General features: G+C 70.7%; 17 protein-coding genes and 1 pseudogene. 5 read left to right on the top strand and 13 right to left on the bottom strand.

All coding sequences use genetic code 11. The annotated features are described in order from the left end of the window. The 4 genes and pseudogenes from AC0IW9_RS27575 to AC0IW9_RS27560 all read left to right on the top strand — a co-directional run. Positions 1–313 (top strand): annotated as a pseudogene (locus tag AC0IW9_RS27575) (hypothetical protein); the annotation flags it as partial. Between the two features lie 9 nt (positions 314–322). Then, positions 323–1,264, top strand: a complete 942-nt coding sequence (locus AC0IW9_RS27570) for an AEC family transporter (protein WP_471651507.1) — start codon at positions 323–325, stop codon at positions 1,262–1,264. A 52-nt stretch (positions 1,265–1,316) separates the two neighbouring features. After that, entirely contained in the window at positions 1,317–2,282 is a 966-nt protein-coding gene (locus AC0IW9_RS27565) for a Bug family tripartite tricarboxylate transporter substrate binding protein (RefSeq protein ID WP_471651506.1), read from the top strand. A gap of 24 nt (positions 2,283–2,306) precedes the next feature. Continuing rightward, a complete protein-coding gene (locus AC0IW9_RS27560; RefSeq protein ID WP_471651505.1) occupies positions 2,307–3,356 on the top strand; it encodes an SAM-dependent methyltransferase in 1,050 nt (349 codons plus the stop codon). On the opposite strand, the gene AC0IW9_RS27555 is transcribed toward AC0IW9_RS27560, so the two are convergent. Then, positions 3,342–5,402: a molybdopterin-containing oxidoreductase family protein gene (locus AC0IW9_RS27555; RefSeq protein ID WP_471651504.1), complete on the bottom strand. Its 2,061-nt coding sequence runs from the start codon at positions 5,400–5,402 to the stop codon at positions 3,342–3,344. The two genes, AC0IW9_RS27560 and AC0IW9_RS27555, sit on opposite strands and share 15 nt — an antisense overlap. A gap of 74 nt (positions 5,403–5,476) precedes the next feature. Between AC0IW9_RS27555 and AC0IW9_RS27550 the strand changes: the two genes are divergently transcribed. After that, complete coding sequence (locus AC0IW9_RS27550) at positions 5,477–6,316, top strand: EcsC family protein (protein ID WP_471651503.1); 840 nt, start codon at positions 5,477–5,479, stop codon at positions 6,314–6,316. On the opposite strand, the gene feoB is transcribed toward AC0IW9_RS27550, so the two are convergent. The 12 genes from feoB to AC0IW9_RS27490 form a co-directional block, all read right to left on the bottom strand. Then, positions 6,313–8,217, bottom strand: a complete 1,905-nt coding sequence (feoB, locus tag AC0IW9_RS27545; protein ID WP_471651502.1) for a ferrous iron transport protein B — start codon at positions 8,215–8,217, stop codon at positions 6,313–6,315. The two genes, AC0IW9_RS27550 and feoB, sit on opposite strands and share 4 nt — an antisense overlap. Before the next feature lie 6 nt (positions 8,218–8,223). Continuing rightward, positions 8,224–8,538, bottom strand: coding sequence for a FeoA family protein (locus AC0IW9_RS27540; RefSeq protein ID WP_471651501.1), 315 nt, complete (start codon positions 8,536–8,538; stop codon positions 8,224–8,226). Between the two features lie 141 nt (positions 8,539–8,679). Then, positions 8,680–8,961, bottom strand: a complete 282-nt coding sequence (locus AC0IW9_RS27535; RefSeq protein ID WP_471651500.1) for a hypothetical protein — start codon at positions 8,959–8,961, stop codon at positions 8,680–8,682. A 160-nt stretch (positions 8,962–9,121) separates the two neighbouring features. Continuing rightward, on the bottom strand, positions 9,122–10,372 hold the full coding sequence (gene odhB, locus AC0IW9_RS27530) for a 2-oxoglutarate dehydrogenase complex dihydrolipoyllysine-residue succinyltransferase (protein WP_471651499.1): 1,251 nt from the start codon (positions 10,370–10,372) through the stop codon (positions 9,122–9,124). A 70-nt stretch (positions 10,373–10,442) separates the two neighbouring features. Then, positions 10,443–13,340 carry a 2-oxoglutarate dehydrogenase E1 component gene (locus tag AC0IW9_RS27525; protein ID WP_471651498.1) on the bottom strand — a complete coding sequence of 966 codons (2,898 nt, stop codon included), beginning with the start codon at positions 13,338–13,340 and terminating at the stop codon, positions 10,443–10,445. A 192-nt stretch (positions 13,341–13,532) separates the two neighbouring features. Beyond that, positions 13,533–14,423, bottom strand: coding sequence for a succinate--CoA ligase subunit alpha (gene sucD / locus AC0IW9_RS27520; RefSeq protein WP_471651497.1), 891 nt, complete (start codon positions 14,421–14,423; stop codon positions 13,533–13,535). A 3-nt stretch (positions 14,424–14,426) separates the two neighbouring features. Next, positions 14,427–15,620 carry an ADP-forming succinate--CoA ligase subunit beta gene (sucC, locus tag AC0IW9_RS27515; protein WP_471651496.1) on the bottom strand — a complete coding sequence of 398 codons (1,194 nt, stop codon included), beginning with the start codon at positions 15,618–15,620 and terminating at the stop codon, positions 14,427–14,429. 43 nt (positions 15,621–15,663) lie between these two features. Then, positions 15,664–16,617 (bottom strand): malate dehydrogenase, encoded by a 954-nt coding sequence (gene mdh / locus AC0IW9_RS27510; RefSeq protein WP_290318112.1) that lies wholly within the window; start codon positions 16,615–16,617, stop codon positions 15,664–15,666. Positions 16,618–16,736: 119 nt separating this feature from the next. Further along, positions 16,737–17,204, bottom strand: coding sequence for a hypothetical protein (locus AC0IW9_RS27505; RefSeq protein ID WP_471651495.1), 468 nt, complete (start codon positions 17,202–17,204; stop codon positions 16,737–16,739). A 39-nt stretch (positions 17,205–17,243) separates the two neighbouring features. Beyond that, on the bottom strand, positions 17,244–18,404 hold the full coding sequence (gene zapE / locus AC0IW9_RS27500) for a cell division protein ZapE (protein ID WP_471651494.1): 1,161 nt from the start codon (positions 18,402–18,404) through the stop codon (positions 17,244–17,246). 48 nt (positions 18,405–18,452) lie between these two features. Then, complete coding sequence (locus AC0IW9_RS27495) at positions 18,453–19,034, bottom strand: c-type cytochrome (protein ID WP_471651493.1); 582 nt, start codon at positions 19,032–19,034, stop codon at positions 18,453–18,455. A gap of 14 nt (positions 19,035–19,048) precedes the next feature. Further along, a complete protein-coding gene (locus tag AC0IW9_RS27490) occupies positions 19,049–20,242 on the bottom strand; it encodes a PQQ-dependent sugar dehydrogenase (protein WP_471651492.1) in 1,194 nt (397 codons plus the stop codon). Positions 20,243–20,336: the final 94 nt, after the last annotated feature.

Here is a 20,336-nt window from a genome sequence, read left to right as displayed (position 1 = left end):
CATCCTGGCCGCCGCCCCCCCTGGCCCCGGCCCCGCCGCCGCCGACCAGCTGCTCGGCCTCGGCCCGGAGCTGCTGCGCCGCTGGCTGGGCGAGCCCTCGTTGCGCCGGGCCGAGGGCGGCGCCGAGGTCTGGCTCTATGCCGGCACCGCCTGCGCCCTGGACCTGGTGCTCTATCCCGATCGCGGCCGGCTGCGCGTCGCCCATGCCAGCGCCCGCGCGAATGGCACCGAGCCGCGGACCGAGGCGGGCTGCCTGCAGGACCTCAGTGCCCGCGCCAGCTTGCCGCGGCCCCGCCATGACCGCGGCGCCTGAGCCGCCGGCATGGTCCTGTTCCTCGATGTCTTCGTGCCGCCCTTCGGGCTGCTGCTGCTCGGCGCCCTGCTGAAGCGGCACCTGCTGCCGGCCGATGCGATCTGGGCCGGGATCGAAAGGCTGGTCTTCTGGGCGCTGATGCCGGCGCTGCTGGTCTCGGCCATCGCCTCGGTCGATCTCGCCGCGCTGCCTCTGGGGCGGATGGGCCTGGCGATCTGGCTGTCCCTGCTGATCGGCGCGGCGGTCAGCCTCGGCCTCGCCCGGCTGTTCCGGGTGGACCACCCGGGCACCACCTCGGTCTTCCAGGGCGGCATCCGCTTCAACAACCTGATGGGCTTCGCCGTCATCGGCGGGGTCTTCGGCGCTGGCGGCACGGCGCTGGGCGCGGTCGCCACCGGGCTCATCGTGCCCTTCGTGCAGACGCTGACGACCCTGGTCTTCGCGCTCGGCCCCACCGCCGGCGGCGCCCGGTTCTCGCCGCGCCGCGTGCTGCGGCAGCTGCTGCTGAACCCGCTGCTGCTGGCCTGCCTCGCCGGTTTCGCCGTGGCGCTGCTCGGCGGGCTGCCGCCGGGGGCGAAGCCGCTGCTGCTCTCCCTCGGCCAGGCCTCGGTCGCGCTCGGCCTGCTCTGCGTCGGCGCGGCGCTGTCGCTCGGCGCGCTCGGCGGCCGGCTGCCGCTGCAACTGGCGACCAGCGCCATCAAGCTGCTGCTGATGCCCTTCCTCGCGCTCTGGCTCGGCCGCTGGTTCGGGCTGGACCCGCTGCCGCTGGCCGCCGCCGTCATCTTCATGGCGCTGCCGACCGCGACAACCAGCTACGTCATGGCCCGCGCCATGGGCGGCGATGCCCCGCTGATGGCGGCGCTGACCAGCCTGGAGCACCTGCTCTCCGTCCTCACCCTGCCTTGCTGGATCCTGCTGCTGCAATCGCTGGTCCTGCGCGCAGGGTCGTGACGAGCCACCGCGTTTGCCGCTAGATGCCATGCAGCAGATTGGGGCGACGGTGATGCTCGGACGACGGGAAATTCTGGCGGGATTCGGGGCCGCCACGCTGGCCGGCGCGGCACGGGCGCAGGGCTTCCCGGACCGCCCGCTGCGCTGGATCGTCGGCTATCCGCCGGGCGGCGCCAGCGACGTCTTCGCCCGGCTGATCGGCACCCATATCGGCGCGAAGCTCGGCCAGGCCATGGTGGTGGAGAACCGCCCCGGCGGCGGCGCCGTCGTCGCCAGCGAAGCCGTGGTCCGCGCCCCGGCCGATGGCTATACGCTGATGCATGTCGACAACGGCATCCTCACCTACAACCCGGTGCTCTACAGCCGGCTGCCCTATGACCCGGACCGGGACTTCCAGGGCGTCGGCTTCATCGGCCGCTTCCCGCTGTTCATCGTGGTCCGCCCCGACAGCCCGGTGACCGACTTCGCCGACTTCGTCGCGCGGTCGAAGACCCAGGCGCCGAACTACGGCACGCCCGCGGTCGCCTCGCCGCATCACCTGGCGATGGAGATGGTCAAGCGCCGCACGGGGCTGGAGGCGACTCATGTCCCCTATCGCGGCGGCCCCGCGGCGATGCAGGACCTGCTCGCCGGCAACGTCGATGCCGTCGTCATCGATTGCGCCACCGGCATCCCCTTCATCACCACCGGCCGGGCCAAGGCCCTGTGTGTCTTCTCCGAGGCCCGCGCCCCGCGCGCCCCGGACGTGCCCACCCTGCGGGAGCTCGGCTTCGCCAATGCCATCGCCTATGGCTGGCAGGGCATGAGCGTTGCCGCCGCCGTCCCCGCCCCGATCGTGGCGCGGCTGGCCGAGGGGCTGAAGGCCGGCGTCGCCGCCGAGGACGTCCAGGCCCGCTACCGCGACCTCGGCATCGAGAGCGCGCCCTGGAGCCCGACCGAATTCCAGGATTTCGTGAAGCGCGAGAATGCCGAATGGCGGCCGCTGATCCGCGAGCTGGGCATCCGGCTGGATAGCTGAGAGCGGGCGGCACAGCGCCGCCGCATGCCCTTCAACCTCCTGCGCCGGCTCGCCCGCTGGCGGCGGCGGCACCCCCGCCTGCCGCTGATCGGCGATACCCGCCTGCCGAGCGAGCGAGAGGCGGCGATGCTGCGCTGGACGGTAAAGGTGCTGGGCGCCGAGATGGCCCAGCGCTTCTACGCCAGCGGCCTCGCCGGCCCCGCCGCGCCGGTGCCCGAGGGCCCGACCCATCTCGGCGTCGGCAGCCGCACCTGCCGGCAATCCGATATCGAGCACGACTGGCTGCGCCACTGGTCCCGCCTACTCGGCACGCCGCCGGTCTATCACCGGAAGCTATGGGAGGATTGCTTCATCCTCCAGGCGCTGTGGGAGGCCGGGATGCTGGCCCCCGGCCGCCGCGCCCTCGGCTTCGCGGTGGGGCGGGAGTCGCTGCCGGCGATCCTCGCCTCCCACGGCGTCGGCGTCCTGGCGACCGACCTCGATGCCGGCGACAGCCGCGCCCGGGACTGGATCGAGACCGGCCAGCATGGCACCGCGACGGAGGGGCTGTATCGCCCCGCCCTGCTCGACCGCGCCGCCTTCGACAGCTTGGTCAGCTTCCGCCACGCCGACATGGCCCGGCTGCCGCCCGAGCTGCAGCAGGGTGGCTTCGACCTGGTCTGGTCGGCCTGCGCCATGGAACACCTCGGCAGCCTCGACCGCGGCCTGGATTTCGTCATGGCGGCGATGCGCTGCCTGAAGCCCGGCGGCATCGCCGTCCATACCACCGAGTTCAACCTCGATGGCGCCGGCGGCACCCTCCGCCGCGGCAGCACCGTGCTGTACCAGCGCCGGCACCTGGAGGCGCTGGGCGAACGCCTCGCCGCCGCCGGCCACCGGATGCTGCCGCTCGACGACGGCCACGGCCTCGGCATGCTGGACCGCTTCGTGGACCTGCCGCCGCAGGAGCACGAGGAGAGCCCCCTCGGCGCGATCTTCCCGCCGCACCTCCGGCTGTCGGTGCGTGGCTTCCCGGTGACCTCGGCCGGGATCGTCGTCGTGGCGGGGTCAGGCCCAGGGTCAGGCCAGCCTTAGCCAGACCGCGATGTCATGGAAGGCGACGCCGCCGGCCGGCGCCACCGGATCGGCGCCGACCAGGGAATTGATGCCGATGCCCTCGGGGAAATCGGCGCTCGGCGAGATCCCCTCCACCGCCAGCACCCCGGTCAGCAGCCCGTCGAAGCGCATCGCCCGCAGGGTCAGCGCGCCCCGCGCATTGCCGATCCGCACCATGGCCCCATCGGCGATGCCGAGCCGGTCCGCGTCCTCGGGGTGCAGCCGCAGCGCCGGGCCGCCTTCCCGCGTGCGGGACCCCGGCGTCTCGGTGAAGCTGGTATTGAGGAAGCTCCGCGCCGGCGGGGTGATCAGCCGGAAGGGCGTCGCCTCGACGGCTTTCTCCAGGTTGAGCCAGTAGCTCGGCAGCCCCGGCATCCCCGCGGCATAGGGGCCGAGCGCCGCCCAGTCCGGCCTGAAGCGGAACCGCCCACCGGGATGCGGGAAGCCGGCGAAACCCTCGCCCACCGTGATCTCGTTCGCCGCCGGGATGAAGCCCTTGTCCGTGGCCTCCGCCCAGCTCCCCTTGCCGGAGGCCTGCAGCGTCGCGTCCAGCACCTCCGCCTCGGTCATGCCGAAGCCCGGGTGCGCGGCCCCCAGCCGCTCGGCCAGGGCGCAGACCACGGCATGGTTGCTGCGCGCCTCGCCCACCGGCGCGATCACCCGCGGCCCCACCGTCATCGCGGTGTGGCCGAGGCCCAGGTAGAGGTCGTCGTGCTCCAGGAAGGTCGTCGCCGGCAGGACGATATCGGCCAGCGCCGCGGTCGGGGTCATGAAATGCTCATGCACCGCGACGAACAGGTCCTCCCGCAGCAGCCCGCGCCGCACCGCGTGGCTGTCGGGCGCCACCTCGGCGCTATTGGCGTTCTGGATCAGCATGGCCGTCACCGGCGGGCCGCCGGCCAGCGCCTCCCCGTTCAGGACGGCGCCGATGCGGGACTGGTCCAGCACCCGGGTCCTCGGGTCGATCAGGTCGTTGGCCCAGGCGAGGCGGGTATCGAGGCCCCAGCCGTCCAGCGCGTAGAAGAAGCCGCCGCCGCCCTCGTGCATCCAGGTCCCGGTCAGCGCCGCCAGGCAGCTCACCGCATGCATCGTCGCCGCGCCGTTCCGCGCCCGGGTGAAGCCGACGCCGGCCCGGAGGAAGCAGCGCTTCGTCCCGGCATAGAGCTTCGCCAGGGCGCGGATATCCGCCTCCGGCACGCCGGTGACCTCGGCCGCCCAGGCCGGGGAATGGCTCCGGATGTGCGCCTCCACCGCCGCATCCCAGTCGGTATGCGCGGCGAGGAAGTCGCGGTCCGCCGCACCCTCCTCCAGCGCCACCGCCATCATCGCCAGGGCCAGTGCCGCATCGGTGCCCGGCCGCAGGATGATGCCGATATCCGCCGCCTCGATGCTCGGCGACCGATAGGCATCCACCACCACCAGCTTGGCCCCGCGCCGCTTCCGCGCCCGCTGGATATGCGCCATCAGGTTAACCTGGGTGGAGACCGGGTTGCCGCCCCACATCAGGATGAGGTCCGCTTCCGCCACCCCGCGCGGATCGGCGCCGCGGGCCGCGCCATGCCCGGCCTTCCAGCCCATCTCGGCCGGGGTGATGCAGATGGTCGACTTCTGCCGCGAATAGCCCATCACATGCCGCAGCCGGTCGAGCCCCCAGCGCGCCAGCACCCCGAGCGTCCCGCCGCTGTGGTAGGGCCAGACCGCCTCCGGCCCATGCGCCGCCGTGGCCGCCTCGAAGGCCTCGGCGATCCGGTCCAGCGCTTCGTCCCAGCCGATCGGCGCGAATTGGCCGGAGCCCTTCGGCCCCACCCGCTGCAGGGGCTGGGTCAGCCGCTCCGGGTGATGCACCCGCTCGGCATAGCGGGCGACCTTGGCGCAGCAGGTGCCCGCCGTGTAGTCATAGGCGGCCGAGCCGCGCACCCGGCCGATCCGCGTCGGCGACAGCCGCTCCACCTCCAGCACGCAGGCGCTCGGGCAGTCATGCGGGCAGGCGGTGCGGATGATCTGGGGCGCGAGGCTGCCATCCATCGGGCGGCTCCTTCAATTCGCGTCCATCCTGCCGCCGTGCCGAACCCGGCGCCACCCCGGAGGTTGTTGCTGGCATGAGCCCAGATTCCCCCGAAGCCCTGTCCGCAACCCTGCCCGGAACCCTGCCCGCCCTGGCCGGCCTCCGCAGCGACGACCAGACGGCGCTGGCCGAGGCCGTCGCCATCCTCGAAGGCACCTCGCTGCCGGTGCGCCTCGCCGCCCTGGTCGGCGGCTCGGTCGAGGCGCTGAAGCGCCGCCTGCCCGATGCCGCGCAGCGGATGATCGACGGCGCGGTCCGCCGCGCCCTGGAAGCCGCGATGGAAGCGGCGATGCGCAGCGACCCCTCCCGCAACCCGACCCCGCTCTCGGGAAGCTGGCTGCATCGCGGGCTGCTGGCCGCCTCGGGCGCCGCGGGCGGCGCCTTCGGCCTGCCGGGGACCCTGGTGGAGCTGCCGGTCTCGACCACCCTGCTGCTGCGCCGCATCGCCGCCATCGCCGCCGAGGAAGGCGAGGACCTGGCCGATCCGCTGGTCCAGGCGGAATGCCTGAAGGTCTTCGCCCTCGGCGGCCGCGACCCCGCGGCCGAGGACACCGAGAGCGGCTATTTCGTGCTGCGCATCGCCCTGACCGAGGCCTTGAAGGGCGCGGTCGGCCGCGGGCTGGGCGCCATGCTGCCCGGCTTCATCGGCACCATCGCCGCCCGCTTCGGCGGCCCGGTGGCGCTGAAGCTCTCCGCCCAGGCGGCGCCGGTGGTCGGCGCGGCCGGCGGCGCGGCGGTGAACATCGCCTTCCTCGAGCATTTCTCGGGCATCGCCCGCGCCCATTTCACCATCCGCCGGCTGGAGCGGGTGCATGGGCCGGCGCTGGTGAAGGCGGGCTACGAGGCGATCCGCCAGGGACCTGAACGGGCCTAGCCGGCGCCCAGCGCCCGCGCGGTCTGGAAGGTGACGAAGGCCGCCGCATAGGCCAGGGCCAGCATGTAGCCGAAGCTGAACCACATCCAGCCGCGGCTGCCGGTCTCCCGCCGGATCACGCTGAGCGTCGCCACGCATTGCGGGGCGAAGATGTACCATGCGAGGAAGGCCAGCGCCGTCGCCAAGCTCCACTTGCTGGCCAGGGCCTGGCCGAGCTGGGTCGCATCCTCCTCGGCGTCCTGCACGGCATAGACGGTGCCAAGCGAGGCGACCGCCACTTCCCGCGCCGCCATGCCGGGGATCAGCGCCACGCCGATCTGCCAATTGAAGCCGATCGGCCGCAGGATCGGCTCCACCGCATGGCCGATGCCATAGGCGAGGCTGTACTCGATTGCCGGCCGGTCGGCGCCCTCCGGCGGTCGCGGGACGGAGGAGAGGAACCAGATCACCACCATCATCGAGAGGATGATGGTCCCCGCCCGGCGCAGGAAGGCCTGGGCCCGCTGCCACAGCGCCAGCAGCACGTCGCGCCAGCGCGGCAGCTTGTAGTCCGGCAGCTCCAGCATGAAGGGCTCGCTCGGCGTCCCGCGCCAGAGCAGCCGCTTGAAGACGAAGGACATGATCAGCGCGCTGGCGATGCCCGCGGCATAGAGCCCGAACATGACCAGCCCCTGCAGCCCGACCCAGCCCCAGACCGGGCGATCCTCGATGAAGGCGCCGATGATCAGCGTATAGACCGGGATGCGGGCCGAGCAGGTCATCAGCGGCGCCACCAGGATCGTCGCCAGCCGGTCCCGCCGGCTGTCGATCACCCGCGTCGCCATGATCCCCGGGATGGCGCAGGCGAAGGAGGACAGCAGCGGGATGAAGGCCCGGCCATGCAGGCCCGCGCCGCCCATGATCCGGTCCATCAGGAAGGCGGCCCGGGCCATGTAGCCGAAATCCTCCAGCAGGAGGATGAAGAGGAACAGGATCAGGATCTGCGGCAGGAAGACCAGCACGCTGCCGACGCCGGCGATCAGCCCGTCCTGCACGAAGCTCCGCACCAGGCCGAGCGGCCCATCCGCCGGTAGCAGCCCGCCGACGGCGGCGCCCAGCGCCTGGAAGCCGCCGTCGATCAGCTCCATCGGCGCTTCCGCCCAGGCAAACACCGCCTGGAACATCAGGAAGAGCACGACCAGCAGGATCGCCAAGCCGGCCACCGGATGCAGCAGCACCGCATCCAGCCGCCGGGTGAGCGCATCCCGCCGGTCCGGCGCATGCACCGCGGCGGCCAGGATGCGGTCGGCCTCCTTCTGCAGCCGGCGGATGCCGGCGGCATCCGGCGCCGACCAGGAGGCCAGCGGCGCCTCCGGCATCTCGCCCCGGCGGTCGATCGCCTCCAGCAGCGCCGCCGTGCCGCCCCGCCGCACCGCGACGGCGGTGACGACCGGCAGGCCCAGCTCGGCCGCCAGCCGGTCGGTATCGATCTCGAGGCCCCGGTGCCGGGCGATGTCGAACATGTTGAGCACCAGCAGGATCGGCCGGCCGGTCTGCTTGAGCTCCAGCACCAGCCGCAGGCCGAGCCGCAGGTTGGTCGCATCGGCGACGCAGACCATGAGGTCCGGCACCGCCACCCCGGCCTGGCTGCCCAGCACCACGTCGCGCGTCACCTGCTCGTCCGGGCTGCGGGCGCGGAGGGAATAGGTGCCGGGCAGGTCGAGCAGCAGCACCCGGCGGCCGGCCGGGGTGGCGAAGCTGCCTTCCTTCCGTTCCACCGTCACGCCGGGGTAATTGGCCACGCGCTGGTGGCTGCCGGTCAGGGCATTGAACAGCGCGGTCTTGCCGCAATTCGGGTTGCCCACCAGGGCGACCCGCAGGTCGCGCTGGGTCTCCCGCTGGGCCTGGGCCAGGACATTCATCGCGGGCTACCCGAGCGGCTCCACCAGGATGGCCAGGGCCTCGCGCCGGCGGAGCGCGATGGTCGCATTGTCCACCCGCACCGCGATCGGATCGCGGCCGAACAGGCCCTGGTGCAGGATCTCGACCCGCGCGCCCTCGACAAAGCCGAGTTCCAGCAGGCGCCGCTCGATCTCCTCCGCCGGCAACCCGCCGGACGCCTCGGCCCGCAGGCCGCGGATACGGCCGCGGAAACCCTGCGGCGCGGCGCCGAGGGCGAGCCCCGGGAGGCTCGGCGAGACCGGTGGGAAGGCGGCGTCAGCGGCGTCGACGGTGATGGACATGCGGGACCCAGTCCGGTTGCCCCCTTGTAGATGCGAACGCTTGGCATTTGCAAATCACGCAAGGGAAGTACCCAGGATGGCACCCGGCCAGGGGTCGCGCCAGGGCCGACGCGGGAGAAGCCCCACGCCGGCGCCGAAGCCTCAGATGTCCCGCGGCGGGCGCGGCCGGCGCGGCACCCGCGGGCCGGTGCCGAACTGTTCCTGGTGCGGCGGCCCCCGGCGCTCCCGCGGCGGCGGCGGCGGGGCGGCCAGCTCCGCCATCAGCTCCTTGATCTTGGCGGCGATCGAGGTCCGCAGCTCCGGCGAGGTATGCGGCTTCATCGAATGCCAGGTTTCCTTCAGCTCAGCCAACTGGCGCATCTTCTCCTCCCGCGTCCGCTTCAGCGGTCGGTTGTCGGAGAATTGGCCATCGAAGGAACGCATCGTACTCTCCAGGCATGGGTTGCGGCGCCACGCGAGGGCGCGCACCGAAGGTCCGGCAAGGGGCCGGCCCGGTTGCAGAAGTCTAGCAGAATGCCCGGCGCGATGCGCGGGGGAAGCGGGGGCCGGCCGCGACCGGCCCCTCAATACCCTCGGGTGATGCTCAGATGTCGAGCATCAGCCGGCGCGGATCCTCGATGCTTTCCTTCACCCGGACCAGAAAGCTGACGGCTTCCTTGCCGTCCACGATCCGGTGGTCGTAGCTCAGCGCCAGGTACATCATCGGCCGGATCTCGATCTTGCCGCCGACCACCATCGGCCGCTCCTGGATCTTGTGCATGCCCAGGATGCCGGACTGCGGCGGATTCAGGATCGGGGTGCTCATCAGGCTGCCGTAGATGCCGCCGTTGGTGATGGTGAAGCTGCCGCCGGTCATCTCCTCGAGCTTGAGCTGGCCGTCGCGGACCCGCTTGCCGAAGGCGCCGATGGTCTTCTCGATGGTGGCGAAGCCCATGTCGTCGGCATTGCGCAGCACCGGCACGACCAGCCCGTTCGGGCCGCCGACCGCGATGCCCATGTGGACGAAGTGCTTGTAGACCACCTCGTCGCCGTCGATCTCGGCATTGACCGCCGGGACTTCCTTCAGCGCGGCGACGCAGGCCTTCACGAAGAAGGACATGAAGCCGAGCTTCACGCCGTGCTTCTTCTCGAAGACGTCGCGGTACTCGGTCCGCAGCGCCATCGCCGCGCCCATGTCCACCTCGTTGAAGGTGGTCAGCATGGCGGCGGTGTTCTGCGCCTCCTTCAGCCGGCGGGCGATGGTGATGCGCAGGCGGGTCATCTTCACCCGCTCCTCGCCGGCATCGGCCGGGCGGGGCGCCTTGGCGGCGGGGGCGGCAGCCGGGGCCGCGGCGGGGCGGGACAGGAAGTCCAGCACGTCGCCCTTGCTGATCCGGCCGTCCTTGGCGGTGCCGGCGCCGACCTGCTCGGCGCTGACCTTGTTCTCCGCCATCATCTTGGCCGCGGCGGGCAGCGGCGCATGCGGAGTGCCGGGCACGGCGACGGGGCCGGCGGGCACCCGCGGCTCCTCCACCTTCGGCTGCGCCGCGGCGGCGGGCGCCGGGGTGGGTGCAGGCGCCGGGGCGGCCACCGCCGGCTTGGCCGCGGCACCGGCGCCGGCGGCACCGATCACGCCCAGCACCGCACCCGGCACCACCTCGGCGCCTTCGTCGGCGGCGATCGATTCGATGACCCCGGCGGTCGGGGAGGGAACCTCCACCGTCACCTTGTCGGTCTCGAGCTCGACCAGCGGCTCATCCACCGCCACCTGCTCGCCGGCCTTCTTCAGCCAGCGGGCTACGGTGGCGCTGCTGACGCTCTCGCCCAGGGTGGGTACCAGAATATCCGTCGCCATCTCTATCGCCTTCCCATCCGTGGGCGGAGCCAATCAAGCCAGGGCATCAAAGCCCCAGCGCGGCCCGCCATCAAAGTCCCAGTGCTGCCCGCACAAGAGCTTCCTGCTGCTGCTGGTGAACCCGGGCGAGACCCGTCGCCGGGCTCGCCGCATCCTCGCGGCCGATGTAGTCCGGCCGCTTCGCCTTGATGTCGAGGGTCTTCAGGACCTTCTCGATCCGCCGGTCCACGAAGGTCCAGGCGCCCATGTTCTCCGGCTCCTCCTGGCACCAGACCACCTCCGCGTTGCGGTAGGGGGCCAATGCCCGGCTGAGGCTGGTCTGCGGGAAGGGATGGATCTGCTCCACCCGGATGATGGCCACGTCCTTCACCCCCTTGTCCCGGCGTTCCTGCAGCAGGTCGTAATAGACCTTGCCGGTGCAGAGCACGACGCGCTTGACTTCCTCCTCGGGGGCGATCGCGTCGATCTCGGGGATCACGTACTTGAAGGCGCTGCCCGGGCCGAAGTCGGACAGGCTGCTGACCGCCAGCTTGTGCCGCAGCAGCGACTTCGGCGTCATCAGCACCAGCGGCTTGCGGTAATTCGCCTTCAGCTGGCGGCGGAGCGCGTGGAAGTAGTTGGCCGGCGTGGTCAGGTTGCAGACCCGCATGTTCCGCTCGGCGCAGAGCTGGAGGTAGCGCTCCAGCCGGGCCGAGGAATGCTCCGGCCCCTGCCCCTCGTAGCCATGCGGCAGCAGCATCACCAGGCCGGACATCCGCAGCCACTTGGTCTCGCCCGAGGCGATGAACTGGTCGATGATGACCTGGGCGCCATTGGCGAAGTCGCCGAACTGCGCCTCCCACAGCACCAGCGTATGCGGGTCGGCCAGGGAATAGCCGTAGTCGTAGCCGAGCACGCCGAACTCGCTCAGCAGGCTGTTGAAGGCCTCGAACCGTGGCTGGCCCGAACGGATGTTGTTGAGCGGCACGTATTCCGCCTGGGTCGCCTGGTCGACCAGCACCGCATGGCGATGGCTGAAGGTGCCGCGCTGCACGTCCTCGCCCGAGAGGCGGACGCGATGGCCTTCCAGCAGCAGGGTGCCGAAGCCCAGCGCCTCGCCGGTCGCCCAGTCGATGCCCTCGCCCGATTCGATCGCCTGGCGCTTGGCCTCGAGCTGCCGGGCGATCTTCGGGTTCACCCCGAAGCCCTCCGGCACCCGGGCCAGGGCACCGCCGACCTCGCGCAGGGTCTCGAGCGGCACCGCGGTCGGGTGCAGCTGCTCGACCGAATCATCGATCCCGATCGGCTTCAGGCCGGACCAATGGCCTTCCAGCCAATCCGCCTTGTTCGGCTTGAAATTCTGCGCCGCCTCATGCGCCGCTTCCAGCCGGGCATTGAAGGCATCCAGGATGGCCTTGGACTCCTCGGCCGGGATGCTGCCTTCCGCCGCCAGCCGGTCCGCATAAAGCGTCCGGGTGGTCTTCATCTCCTTGATCCGGCCGTACATGATCGGCTGGGTGAAGGCCGGCTCGTCGCTCTCGTTGTGGCCGTGCCGGCGGTAGCAAACGATGTCCACCACCACGTCGGTCGAGAAGGTCTGGCGGAATTCGGCCGCGAGGCGGGAGACGAAGACCACCGCTTCCGGGTTGTCCCCGTTCACGTGCCAGATCGGCGCCTGCACCGCCTTGGCGATATCGGTGCAGTACAGGCCGGAATAGGCATGCGCCGGCACCGTGGTGAAGCCGATCTGGTTGTTGGTGACGATATGCACCGTGCCGCCGGTGCGGTAGCCGATGAGCTGGCTCATCGCCATCGTCTCGTACACCAGGCCCTGCCCGGCGAAGGCGGCATCGCCATGCAGCAGGATGGCCATGACGGAATGCCGGCCCTTGGTATCCCCGGCCATGTCCTGCCGCGCCCGGACCTTGCCGACCACCACCGGGTCGACCGCCTCGAGATGCGAGGGGTTCGGCTGCAGGGACAGATGCACCGGGCGGCCCGCCACCTCGATGTCGGTGCTGGTGCCCAGGTGGTACTTCACGTCGCCCGAGCCCTGGACGTCGTCCGGGTTGGCGCCGACGCCCTTGAACTCGGAGAAGACCTGGGTGAAGGCCTTCTTCACCACGTTGACCAGCACGTTCAGCCGGCCGCGATGCGCCATGCCGATGGCGATCTCGTTCACGCCGGCCTTGGCCGCGCTCTCGATCACGGTCTGGATCGAGGGGATGGTGCTCTCGCCGCCCTCCAGCCCGAAGCGCTTGGTGGAGACATACTTGCGGGCGCAGAAGGCCTCGAAGCCCTCGGCCTCGGTCAGCTGCTCCAGGATCTGGCGCTTGCCCGCCTTGTCGAAGGCGGTCGCCCAGGGCGCGCCTTCCATGTGCTGCTGGATCCAGGCCTTCTGGTCCGGGTCCTGGATATGCATGAACTCGACGCCGATCGGCCCGCAATAGGTCGCGCGGCAGACCTCCATGATCTGGCGCGGGGTCGCCGTATCCAGCCCCAGCACGCCGTTGATGAAGACCGGGCGATCCATGTCCGCCGGGGTGAAGCCCCAGAAGACGGGGTCCAGCTCCTGGTGCGGCTTGTGGTGCTGCAGGCCGAGCGGGTCGAGTTGCGCATGCAGGTGGCCGCGGACGCGGTAGCTGCGGATCAGCATCAGCGCGCGGATCGAATCGAGCTGGGCGCGGCGGATCGTCTCGGGATCGATCGCGGCGGGCGCGGGCGCGGCGGCCGGGGCAGCGCCCGGCTTGCCCTTGGCCGCCGGCGGCGCCTCGGGCTCCGGCGCGAAGCCGCCGCGCGGCCGCGGCGCCCAGGAGGCACCGACCGCATCGGTCAGCACCGCCTTGGCGTCGTCGTCCAGCAGGGCGAAGAGTTCGGCGAAGGATGGATCGACGCTATCCGGCTTTTCCGCCCAGCGGGCGTAGAGATCGGCGAGGAAGGCGGCATTGGCGCCCGTCATCGCAGTCGCGAGGATATCCACTCCGGCCATCTGTCTCTCCGTGCCGGCCAAGGGAGCCGGCGGTCACTGTCAGCGCATGCGGCAGACCGCCGCATCCATATTGGACGCGGCGATGGTTAACATAAGGTCCATGGCGGCACTGCGGCAGGGGCATGCCGCATCATGCAGGGCAGACCCGCGCCATATGCCGGTCGCCCCGCCGCTTTTCAAGGCAAACCGTGCCTAGCCCTTGAGCGCCTTCACCATGGTCGAGCCCAGCGCCGCCGGGCTGTCGGCCACGTGGATGCCGGCCGCGCGCATCGCCTCGAACTTCGCCTCCGCGGTGTCCTTGCCGCCGGAGATGACCGCGCCGGCATGGCCCATGCGGCGGCCCGGCGGGGCGGTGGCCCCGGCGATGAAGCCGACGACCGGCTTGTAGTTGGCGCCGCCCGGCCGATTCTCGCGGCCCAGGAACTCCGCCGCCTGGATCTCGGACTGGCCGCCGATCTCGCCGATCATGACGATCGACTTGGTCTCGGGGTCGGCCAGGAAGAGCTCCAGCACCTCGATGAAGTCGGTGCCCTTCACCGGATCGCCGCCGATGCCGACGCAGGTGGACTGGCCGAGGCCGGCCGCCGTGGTCTGCGCCACTGCCTCATAGGTCAGGGTGCCCGAGCGGGACACGATGCCGACAGAGCCGCGGCGGTGGATATGGCCCGGCATGATGCCGATCTTGCAGGCATCCGGGGTGATGACACCGGGGCAGTTCGGGCCGATGAGGCGCGACTTCGAGCCGGACAGCGCCCGCTTCACCCGCACCATGTCGAGCACCGGGATGCCCTCGGTGATGCAGATGATCAGCGGCAGCTCGGCGTCGATCGCCTCGAGGATGGCATCGGCGGCAAACGGCGGCGGCACGTAGATGACGCTGGCATTGGCGCCGGTGGCGGCGACGCAATCGGCCACCGTATCGAAGACCGGCAGGCCGATGTGGGTGGAGCCGCCCTTGCCCGGCGTCACGCCGCCGACGTACTTCGAGCCATAGGCAATGCCCTGCTCGGCATGGAAGGTGCCCTGGGCGCCGGTGAAGCCCTGGGTCATGACCTTGGTGTTTTCGTCGATCAGGATCGCCATGGCTCAGGCCCCCTTAACCGCTGCGACAACCTTTTGCGCAGCGTCCGCCAGGTTCTCGGCCGGAATGATGGCCAGGCCGCTCTCGGCCAGGATCTTCTTGCCCAGCTCGACATTGGTGCCCTCGAGCCGCACGACCAGCGGCACCGAGAGCTTCAGGTTCTTCGAGGCCTCGACGATGCCGTTGGCGATCATGTCGCACTTGGCGATGCCGCCGAAGATGTTGACCAGGATCGCCTTGACGTTGACGTCGGAGGTGATGATCCGGAAGGCCTCGGTCACCCGCGCCGCATTGGCGGTGCCGCCGACGTCGAGGAAGTTGGCCGGGCTCGACCCATACAGCTTGATGATGTCCATGGTGGCCATCGCCAGCCCGGCGCCGTTCACCATGCAGCCGATCTCGCCGTCGAGCGCGACGTAGTTCAGGTCGTTCTTGACCGCGTCCAGCTCCTTCGGGTCCATCTCGCTGTCGTCGCGGAGACCCTCGAGGTCCTTGTGGCGGAACAGCGCGTTGTCGTCGAAGGAGACCTTGGCATCCAGCGCCACGATGTCGCCGGCGCCGGTGACGACCAGCGGGTTGATCTCGACGATGGCGCAGTCCAGCTCCTGGAAGGCGCCGTAGAGCGACAGCACGAATTTGGTGAAGCTGCCGACCTGCTTGCCGGTCAGCCCGAGGCCGAAGGCCAGCTTGCGCGCATGGAAGGCGGAGATGCCGGAGGCCGGGTCGACCGCGACCTTCAGGATCTTCTCGGGGTGGTGCTCGGCCACCTCCTCGATCTCCATGCCGCCCTCGGTCGAGGCCATGACGGTGACGCGCGAGCTGTCGCGGTCCACCAGCAGGCCGAGGTAGAGCTCGCGCTTGATGTCGCAGCCGTCCTCGACGTAGACGCGGGAGACCAGCTTGCCGGAATCGCCGGTCTGCTTGGTGACCAGGGTCTTGCCGATCATCGCCTCGGCCGCGGCCTTCACGTCCTCGACCGACTTGACGACGCGAACACCGCCCTTGCCGTTCGGGTCTTCCTTGAAGCGCCCGGCGCCACGCCCACCGGCATGGATCTGGGACTTCACCACATAGACCGGGCCGGGCAGCTTCGCGGCGGCCGCGGCGGCTTCCTCGGCGGTCCAGGCCACATGGCCCTGGAGCACTGCGACGCCGTAGCGCCCCAGCAGCTCCTTCGCCTGGTATTCATGGATGTTCATTCGGTCATCCCTTGCAAGCGAGTGGGGCCAAGTGGCGTCTGGATCAGACGCCGAGCTTCTTGAAGTCCTCGATCAGCTTCTTCACCGCGTCGCAGGACGCATCGAAGGCCTTCTTCTCTTCCGGCGTGAACTGGACCTCGACGATCCGCTCGGCGCCGCCGGCACCGATCACCACCGGCACGCCGACATAGAAGTCGCTCAGCCCATACTCGCCGTTCAGCATGACGGCCGCCGGCAGGACCCGCTTCTTGTCCAGCAGATAGGCCTCGGCCATGGCGATGGCGGAAGCGGCCGGGGCATAGAAGGCGGAGCCGCGCTCGAGCAGCTTCACGATCTCGCCGCCGCCATTGGCGGTGCGGGCGACGATCGAGTCGATCTTCTCCTGCGTGGTCCAGCCCATCTTGATCAGGTCGGGCACCGGGATGCCGGCCACGGTGGAATAGCGGGTCAGCGGCACCATGGTGTCGCCGTGGCCGCCGAGCACGAAGGCGGTCACGTCCTCGACCGAGACGTTGAACTCCTGCGCCAGGAACAGGCGGAAGCGGCTGCTGTCCAGCACGCCGGCCATGCCGACGACCATGTTGGAGGGCAGGCCCGACTTCTGCTGCAGCGCCCAGACCATGACGTCGAGCGGATTGGTGATGCAGATCACGAAGGCGCCCGGGGCATGGGTCTTGATGCCCTCGGCCACCTGGCCCATCACGCCGGCATTCTTGGTCAGCAGGTCGTCGCGGCTCATCCCCGGCATGCGCGGGAAGCCGGCGGTGACGATGATGACATCGGCCCCGGCGATGGCGGCATAGTCGCCGGTGCCAACCATGTTGCTGTCGAACCCATCGACCGGGCCGGACTGCATGATGTCGAGCGCCTTGCCGGCGGCGACGCCGGGGAATACGTCGAACATGACGACGTCGCCCAGCTGCTTGAGGCCGATCAGGTGGGCGAGGGTGCCGCCGATATTGCCGGCGCCGATCAGCGCGATCTTCTTGCGGGCCATGACGTGTCCTTAGAAGCCAGATGGCAGGAAATGCCAGGGCGGACGGGCCGCCCCGAGCAAAAACAGCGCCGGCTTCCTACTCCCGCCCGCCGGGGGCGGCAAGGCGGGCCCTTACGGGATCAAATGGGCATGCAGCGGGTGATGTCTTCATGCCCCCGCGCCAGGGTGGCCATGGTGCCGTCCGGGCATTCATTGGCCTGGATCCCGGCCGCCGGCGACAGGCCCTGGGTCCAGTTCATCCGCGGGCTGCGGCATTGCCCCCCCCGGCGTGCGGTGCATGTCCCGGCCGCGGCGGAGGCCGCCCGCTGGTCCCGCATCACCACGAGCTGTCCCCGCATCGGGGCGGACCGCTGCACCGCCACCTGGCGCCCGCGCATCGCGGCCTGGCGGTTGGCAAACCGGTGGCTGGCAAACCGGCGGCTGGCCACCGGACGCATGGCGGACCGGGCCGGCATCGCATGACTGACCGGCTGGACCCGCGCCTGCACCCGCTGCTGCCTGCCCCCCGGCCTTTCCGCCGCCTCGGCCGCCACCATGGGCGCCGTCGCGAAAACCAGGCCGGCCAAGGCGAGTATCAGCAGGCGCATGCGGTGTCCTCTCGATTCCGTGAACCTTATTGCCGGATATTACGTCAGATGCGGCAGTGCGAGATAGTCCTGACTTTGCATTTCCATCAATCGACTAGCGGTTCTTTCGAACATGGCGGCGTTCTCGCCCTGTTCGTACAGCGCGTCCGGAGTCGCCTGCGCCGAGGCCACCAGCTTGCAGCGATGCTCGTAGAGCGCATCGACCAGGGTGATGAAGCGGCGCGCCCGGTCGAAATTCTCCGGTCCCAGGCGGGGCACCCCATCCAGCACCAGCGTGTGGAAATGCGTCGCCACCGCCAGGAAATCCGCCGGTCCCAGCGGCTTGCCGCAGAGGTCGTCGAATTCCGCCCGGGCCACGCCGCGCGCCGCCTCCGGCAGGGCGACCTGCCGGCCGAGCACGCCGAGGTTGACCGGCTCGCCCCGCGCCACCCCGGTCAGCTCCAGGAAGGCGGCATCCAGCGCCCGCTCCGCCCGGCCATCCACCGGGCTGTGCCAGGTCGGCAGGCCGCGGATGCGCTCCCGCCGGTAGTCCCGCTGGGCCTCGAGATAGAGGACGTTCAGCCGCTTGTTGATCAGGGCGATGAAGGGCAGGAAGGCGTCGCGGCCCGGCCTGCCCTTGAACAGGTCGCTCGGCGCGGTGTTGCTGGTCGCCACCACCACCACGCCGCGGGCGAACAGCGCCTCGAACAGCCGGCCGAGGATCATCGCATCGGCGATGTCATGCACCTGGAATTCGTCGAAGCACAGCAGGGCGGCATCGGCGACGATGCTGGCGGCCAGCGGCGGGATGGGATCCGCCTCGCCGGGGTTGCGCTTCTTCCAGGCATGGATGCTCTGGTGGCAATCCTGCATGAACTGGTGGAAGTGGATGCGCCGCTTGCGGATGACGTCGGCGCAGTCGAAGAACAGGTCCATCAGCATGGACTTGCCCCGCCCCACCTCGCCGACGAGGTAGAGCCCCTGCGGCGTCCCCTCCGGCGCCTCGGGCACCGGCTTGCGGCGGCGGAAGCGCGCCAGGAAGCCCGCCTCCTCCGGGGCTTCCGGATGCGGGTCGTAGCCGCGCAGCCGGCGCCACAGCTCCTGCAGCGTCTCGGCCGCCAGGGCCTGGGCGACATCGGGCTTGAGCTGCCCGGCGGCGACGCGGGCGCGATAGGCCGGCAGCGGGCCTGCGGCGGTGCTGGGACGAGTCAGGGCATCCATCGGATGCCGGGGATAGCCCGGCCCAGCCCTTCCGACAACTGGACCCGGTTACTGCTGGGCCAGGTAATGCGCCAGCGCGGCGATATCCCCATCCGAGACGCCATAGACCACGGCGTTCATGTTGGTATCCGTCCCGTGCCGCTTGCCGTCGCGGTACTGGGTCAGGGATTGCGCCAGGTAGTCCTCCCGCTGCCCGGTGATGCGGGGGATCTGCGCCCGGCCGCGGTAGTCCGGCAGGTGGCAGATGCCGCAGCGCAGCTTCTCGCTCAACGCCGCCCCGGCCGCGTAGCGGGCGGCATCGCGCGGCGCCCGGTCCTCGGCATGGCCCGGCTTCAGGCCGGCGTAATGCGCGGCCAGCGCCTCCACCTCGGCGTCCTCCAGCCCCTGGGCCATGTCCGGCATGGGCGGCGCATCGCGCAGCCGCTCGCGGAACAGGATCATCTGCAAGGTGATGAATTCCTCCGGCTGCCCGGCGAGCGAGGGGATGTTCGGCATGGCCGAGATCCCCGCCGCGCCGTGGCAGCTGCCGCAGTTCCGCTCCGCCGCCAGCGCCTGGCCTGTGGCCGCGTCACCCGCGGTCTGGGCCTGGCCCGGTCCGGCCATCGCGGCGGCCACCAGGGCCGCCGCCATCCACTGGCTCCGCATCAGCGGGCGTAGGTGATGCGGTAGATGGCGCCCATCTGCTCGTCGCTCACCAGCAGGGACCCGTCCGGCAGCTGCTGCACGTCGGCCGGCCGGCCGAGGAAGTTGTTCCCCTCCAGCAGCCCGCCCAGGAAGGGATGCAGGGTCGGCTTGCCCTGGGCATCGAGCGTCACCCGGACCACGTCGTAGCCGACCCGCTGCGTGCGGTTCCAGGACCCGTGCCGGGCGATGAACATGCTGTTCTTGTACTCGGCCGGGAACATGTCGCCGGTGTAGAAGCGCATCCCGAGCGCCGCCGTATGCGCGCCGAGCCGCAGCGCCGGCGCCGAGAATTCGGAACACTCACGCCCCTTCACATCCGGGTCCTGCATGGAGCCCATGTGGCAATAGGGGAAGCCGAAGTGCTCGCCGACCTTCTGCACCACGCCGAGCGTATCCTCCGGCTCGTCCTCGCCGGCCCAGTCGCGGCCGTTGTTGCTGAACCAGAGCTGGCCCGTCGCCGGGTGATGCGCCATGCCGACGCTGTTCCGCACCCCGCGCGCCACCACTTCCCGCCCGGTCCCGTCCGGGTTGTAGCGCAGCAGCACCGCATGCCGGTTCTCATCGACCGAGCAGATGTTGCAGGGCGCGCCGACCTGCATATAGAGCTTCCCGTCCGGCCCGAAGGTCATGAACTTCCAGCCGTGGTGCTCCTCCGGCGGCAGGGCGAAGGCCGCGGTCAGGTCCACCGGGGTGCCCGGGGCATCCAGCTTCCCCTCGATCCCGTCGAAGCGCAGCACCTTGTTGATGGCGACGACGTAGAGCGCGCCGTCGCGGAAGGCGATGCCATTGGGGTTGTTGAGGCCGGAGGCGATGGTCCGCACCTTCTGCTGGCCATTCTCCATGCTGACCGCATAGACCCGGCCGATGGTGCGGGTGCCGATGAACAGCGTGCCATTGGCGCCGACCGCCATCATCCGGGCGCCGGGCATGCCATGCGCATAGACCTCCGCCTTGAAGCCTTCCGGCAGGGTCAGCCGCCCCACCGGCACCTGGGCCAGCGGGGTCACGGTCAGGCGGGGTGCATTGGGGGCGAGCGGCGAGGCGGCCTGGCTATCCGGCCTGCCCTGCTGCCAGCCTGGGACCGGCGGCTGCTGGGCCGAGGCGGCAAAACACAGGCTCATCGCGGCGCCCAGCGCCAGCAGGCTTCGCTTCATGGACAGTCCTCCCCGGGGGCGGGCGCTTGCGGCGTGCCTCGCCCAGATTCGAGGAGCCATCCTGGCAAAGCGGCCGGTCTCCCGCCAGCGACAA

It is taken from the genome of Belnapia sp. AC561, from assembly GCF_979252845.1.
Note: the sequence above shows the minus strand (reverse complement) of the source record. Positions and strands in the feature narration are given on the sequence as shown.

Excerpts from the sequence above, each read along its gene's own strand:
- AC0IW9_RS27550 (WP_471651503.1), top strand. The coding sequence starts at position 5,477 with ATGAGCCCAGATTCCCCCGAAGCCCTGTCCGCAACCCTGCCCGGAACC.
- zapE (WP_471651494.1), bottom strand. The coding sequence starts at position 18,404 with ATGGATGCCCTGACTCGTCCCAGCACCGCCGCAGGCCCGCTGCCGGCC.
- AC0IW9_RS27535 (WP_471651500.1), bottom strand. The coding sequence starts at position 8,961 with ATGCGTTCCTTCGATGGCCAATTCTCCGACAACCGACCGCTGAAGCGG.
- AC0IW9_RS27555 (WP_471651504.1), bottom strand. The coding sequence starts at position 5,402 with ATGGATGGCAGCCTCGCGCCCCAGATCATCCGCACCGCCTGCCCGCAT.
- AC0IW9_RS27525 (WP_471651498.1), bottom strand. The coding sequence starts at position 13,340 with ATGGCCGGAGTGGATATCCTCGCGACTGCGATGACGGGCGCCAATGCC.
- feoB (WP_471651502.1), bottom strand. The coding sequence starts at position 8,217 with ATGAATGTCCTGGCCCAGGCCCAGCGGGAGACCCAGCGCGACCTGCGG.
- AC0IW9_RS27560 (WP_471651505.1), top strand. The coding sequence starts at position 2,307 with ATGCCCTTCAACCTCCTGCGCCGGCTCGCCCGCTGGCGGCGGCGGCAC.
- AC0IW9_RS27570 (WP_471651507.1), top strand. The coding sequence starts at position 323 with ATGGTCCTGTTCCTCGATGTCTTCGTGCCGCCCTTCGGGCTGCTGCTG.
- AC0IW9_RS27495 (WP_471651493.1), bottom strand. The coding sequence starts at position 19,034 with ATGGCGGCGGCCCTGGTGGCCGCCGCGATGGCCGGACCGGGCCAGGCC.
- AC0IW9_RS27540 (WP_471651501.1), bottom strand. The coding sequence starts at position 8,538 with ATGTCCATCACCGTCGACGCCGCTGACGCCGCCTTCCCACCGGTCTCG.
- sucD (WP_471651497.1), bottom strand. The coding sequence starts at position 14,423 with ATGGCGATCCTGATCGACGAAAACACCAAGGTCATGACCCAGGGCTTC.
- AC0IW9_RS27505 (WP_471651495.1), bottom strand. The coding sequence starts at position 17,204 with ATGCGCCTGCTGATACTCGCCTTGGCCGGCCTGGTTTTCGCGACGGCG.
- mdh (WP_290318112.1), bottom strand. The coding sequence starts at position 16,617 with ATGGCCCGCAAGAAGATCGCGCTGATCGGCGCCGGCAATATCGGCGGC.
- sucC (WP_471651496.1), bottom strand. The coding sequence starts at position 15,620 with ATGAACATCCATGAATACCAGGCGAAGGAGCTGCTGGGGCGCTACGGC.
- AC0IW9_RS27490 (WP_471651492.1), bottom strand. The coding sequence starts at position 20,242 with ATGAAGCGAAGCCTGCTGGCGCTGGGCGCCGCGATGAGCCTGTGTTTT.
- AC0IW9_RS27565 (WP_471651506.1), top strand. The coding sequence starts at position 1,317 with ATGCTCGGACGACGGGAAATTCTGGCGGGATTCGGGGCCGCCACGCTG.
- odhB (WP_471651499.1), bottom strand. The coding sequence starts at position 10,372 with ATGGCGACGGATATTCTGGTACCCACCCTGGGCGAGAGCGTCAGCAGC.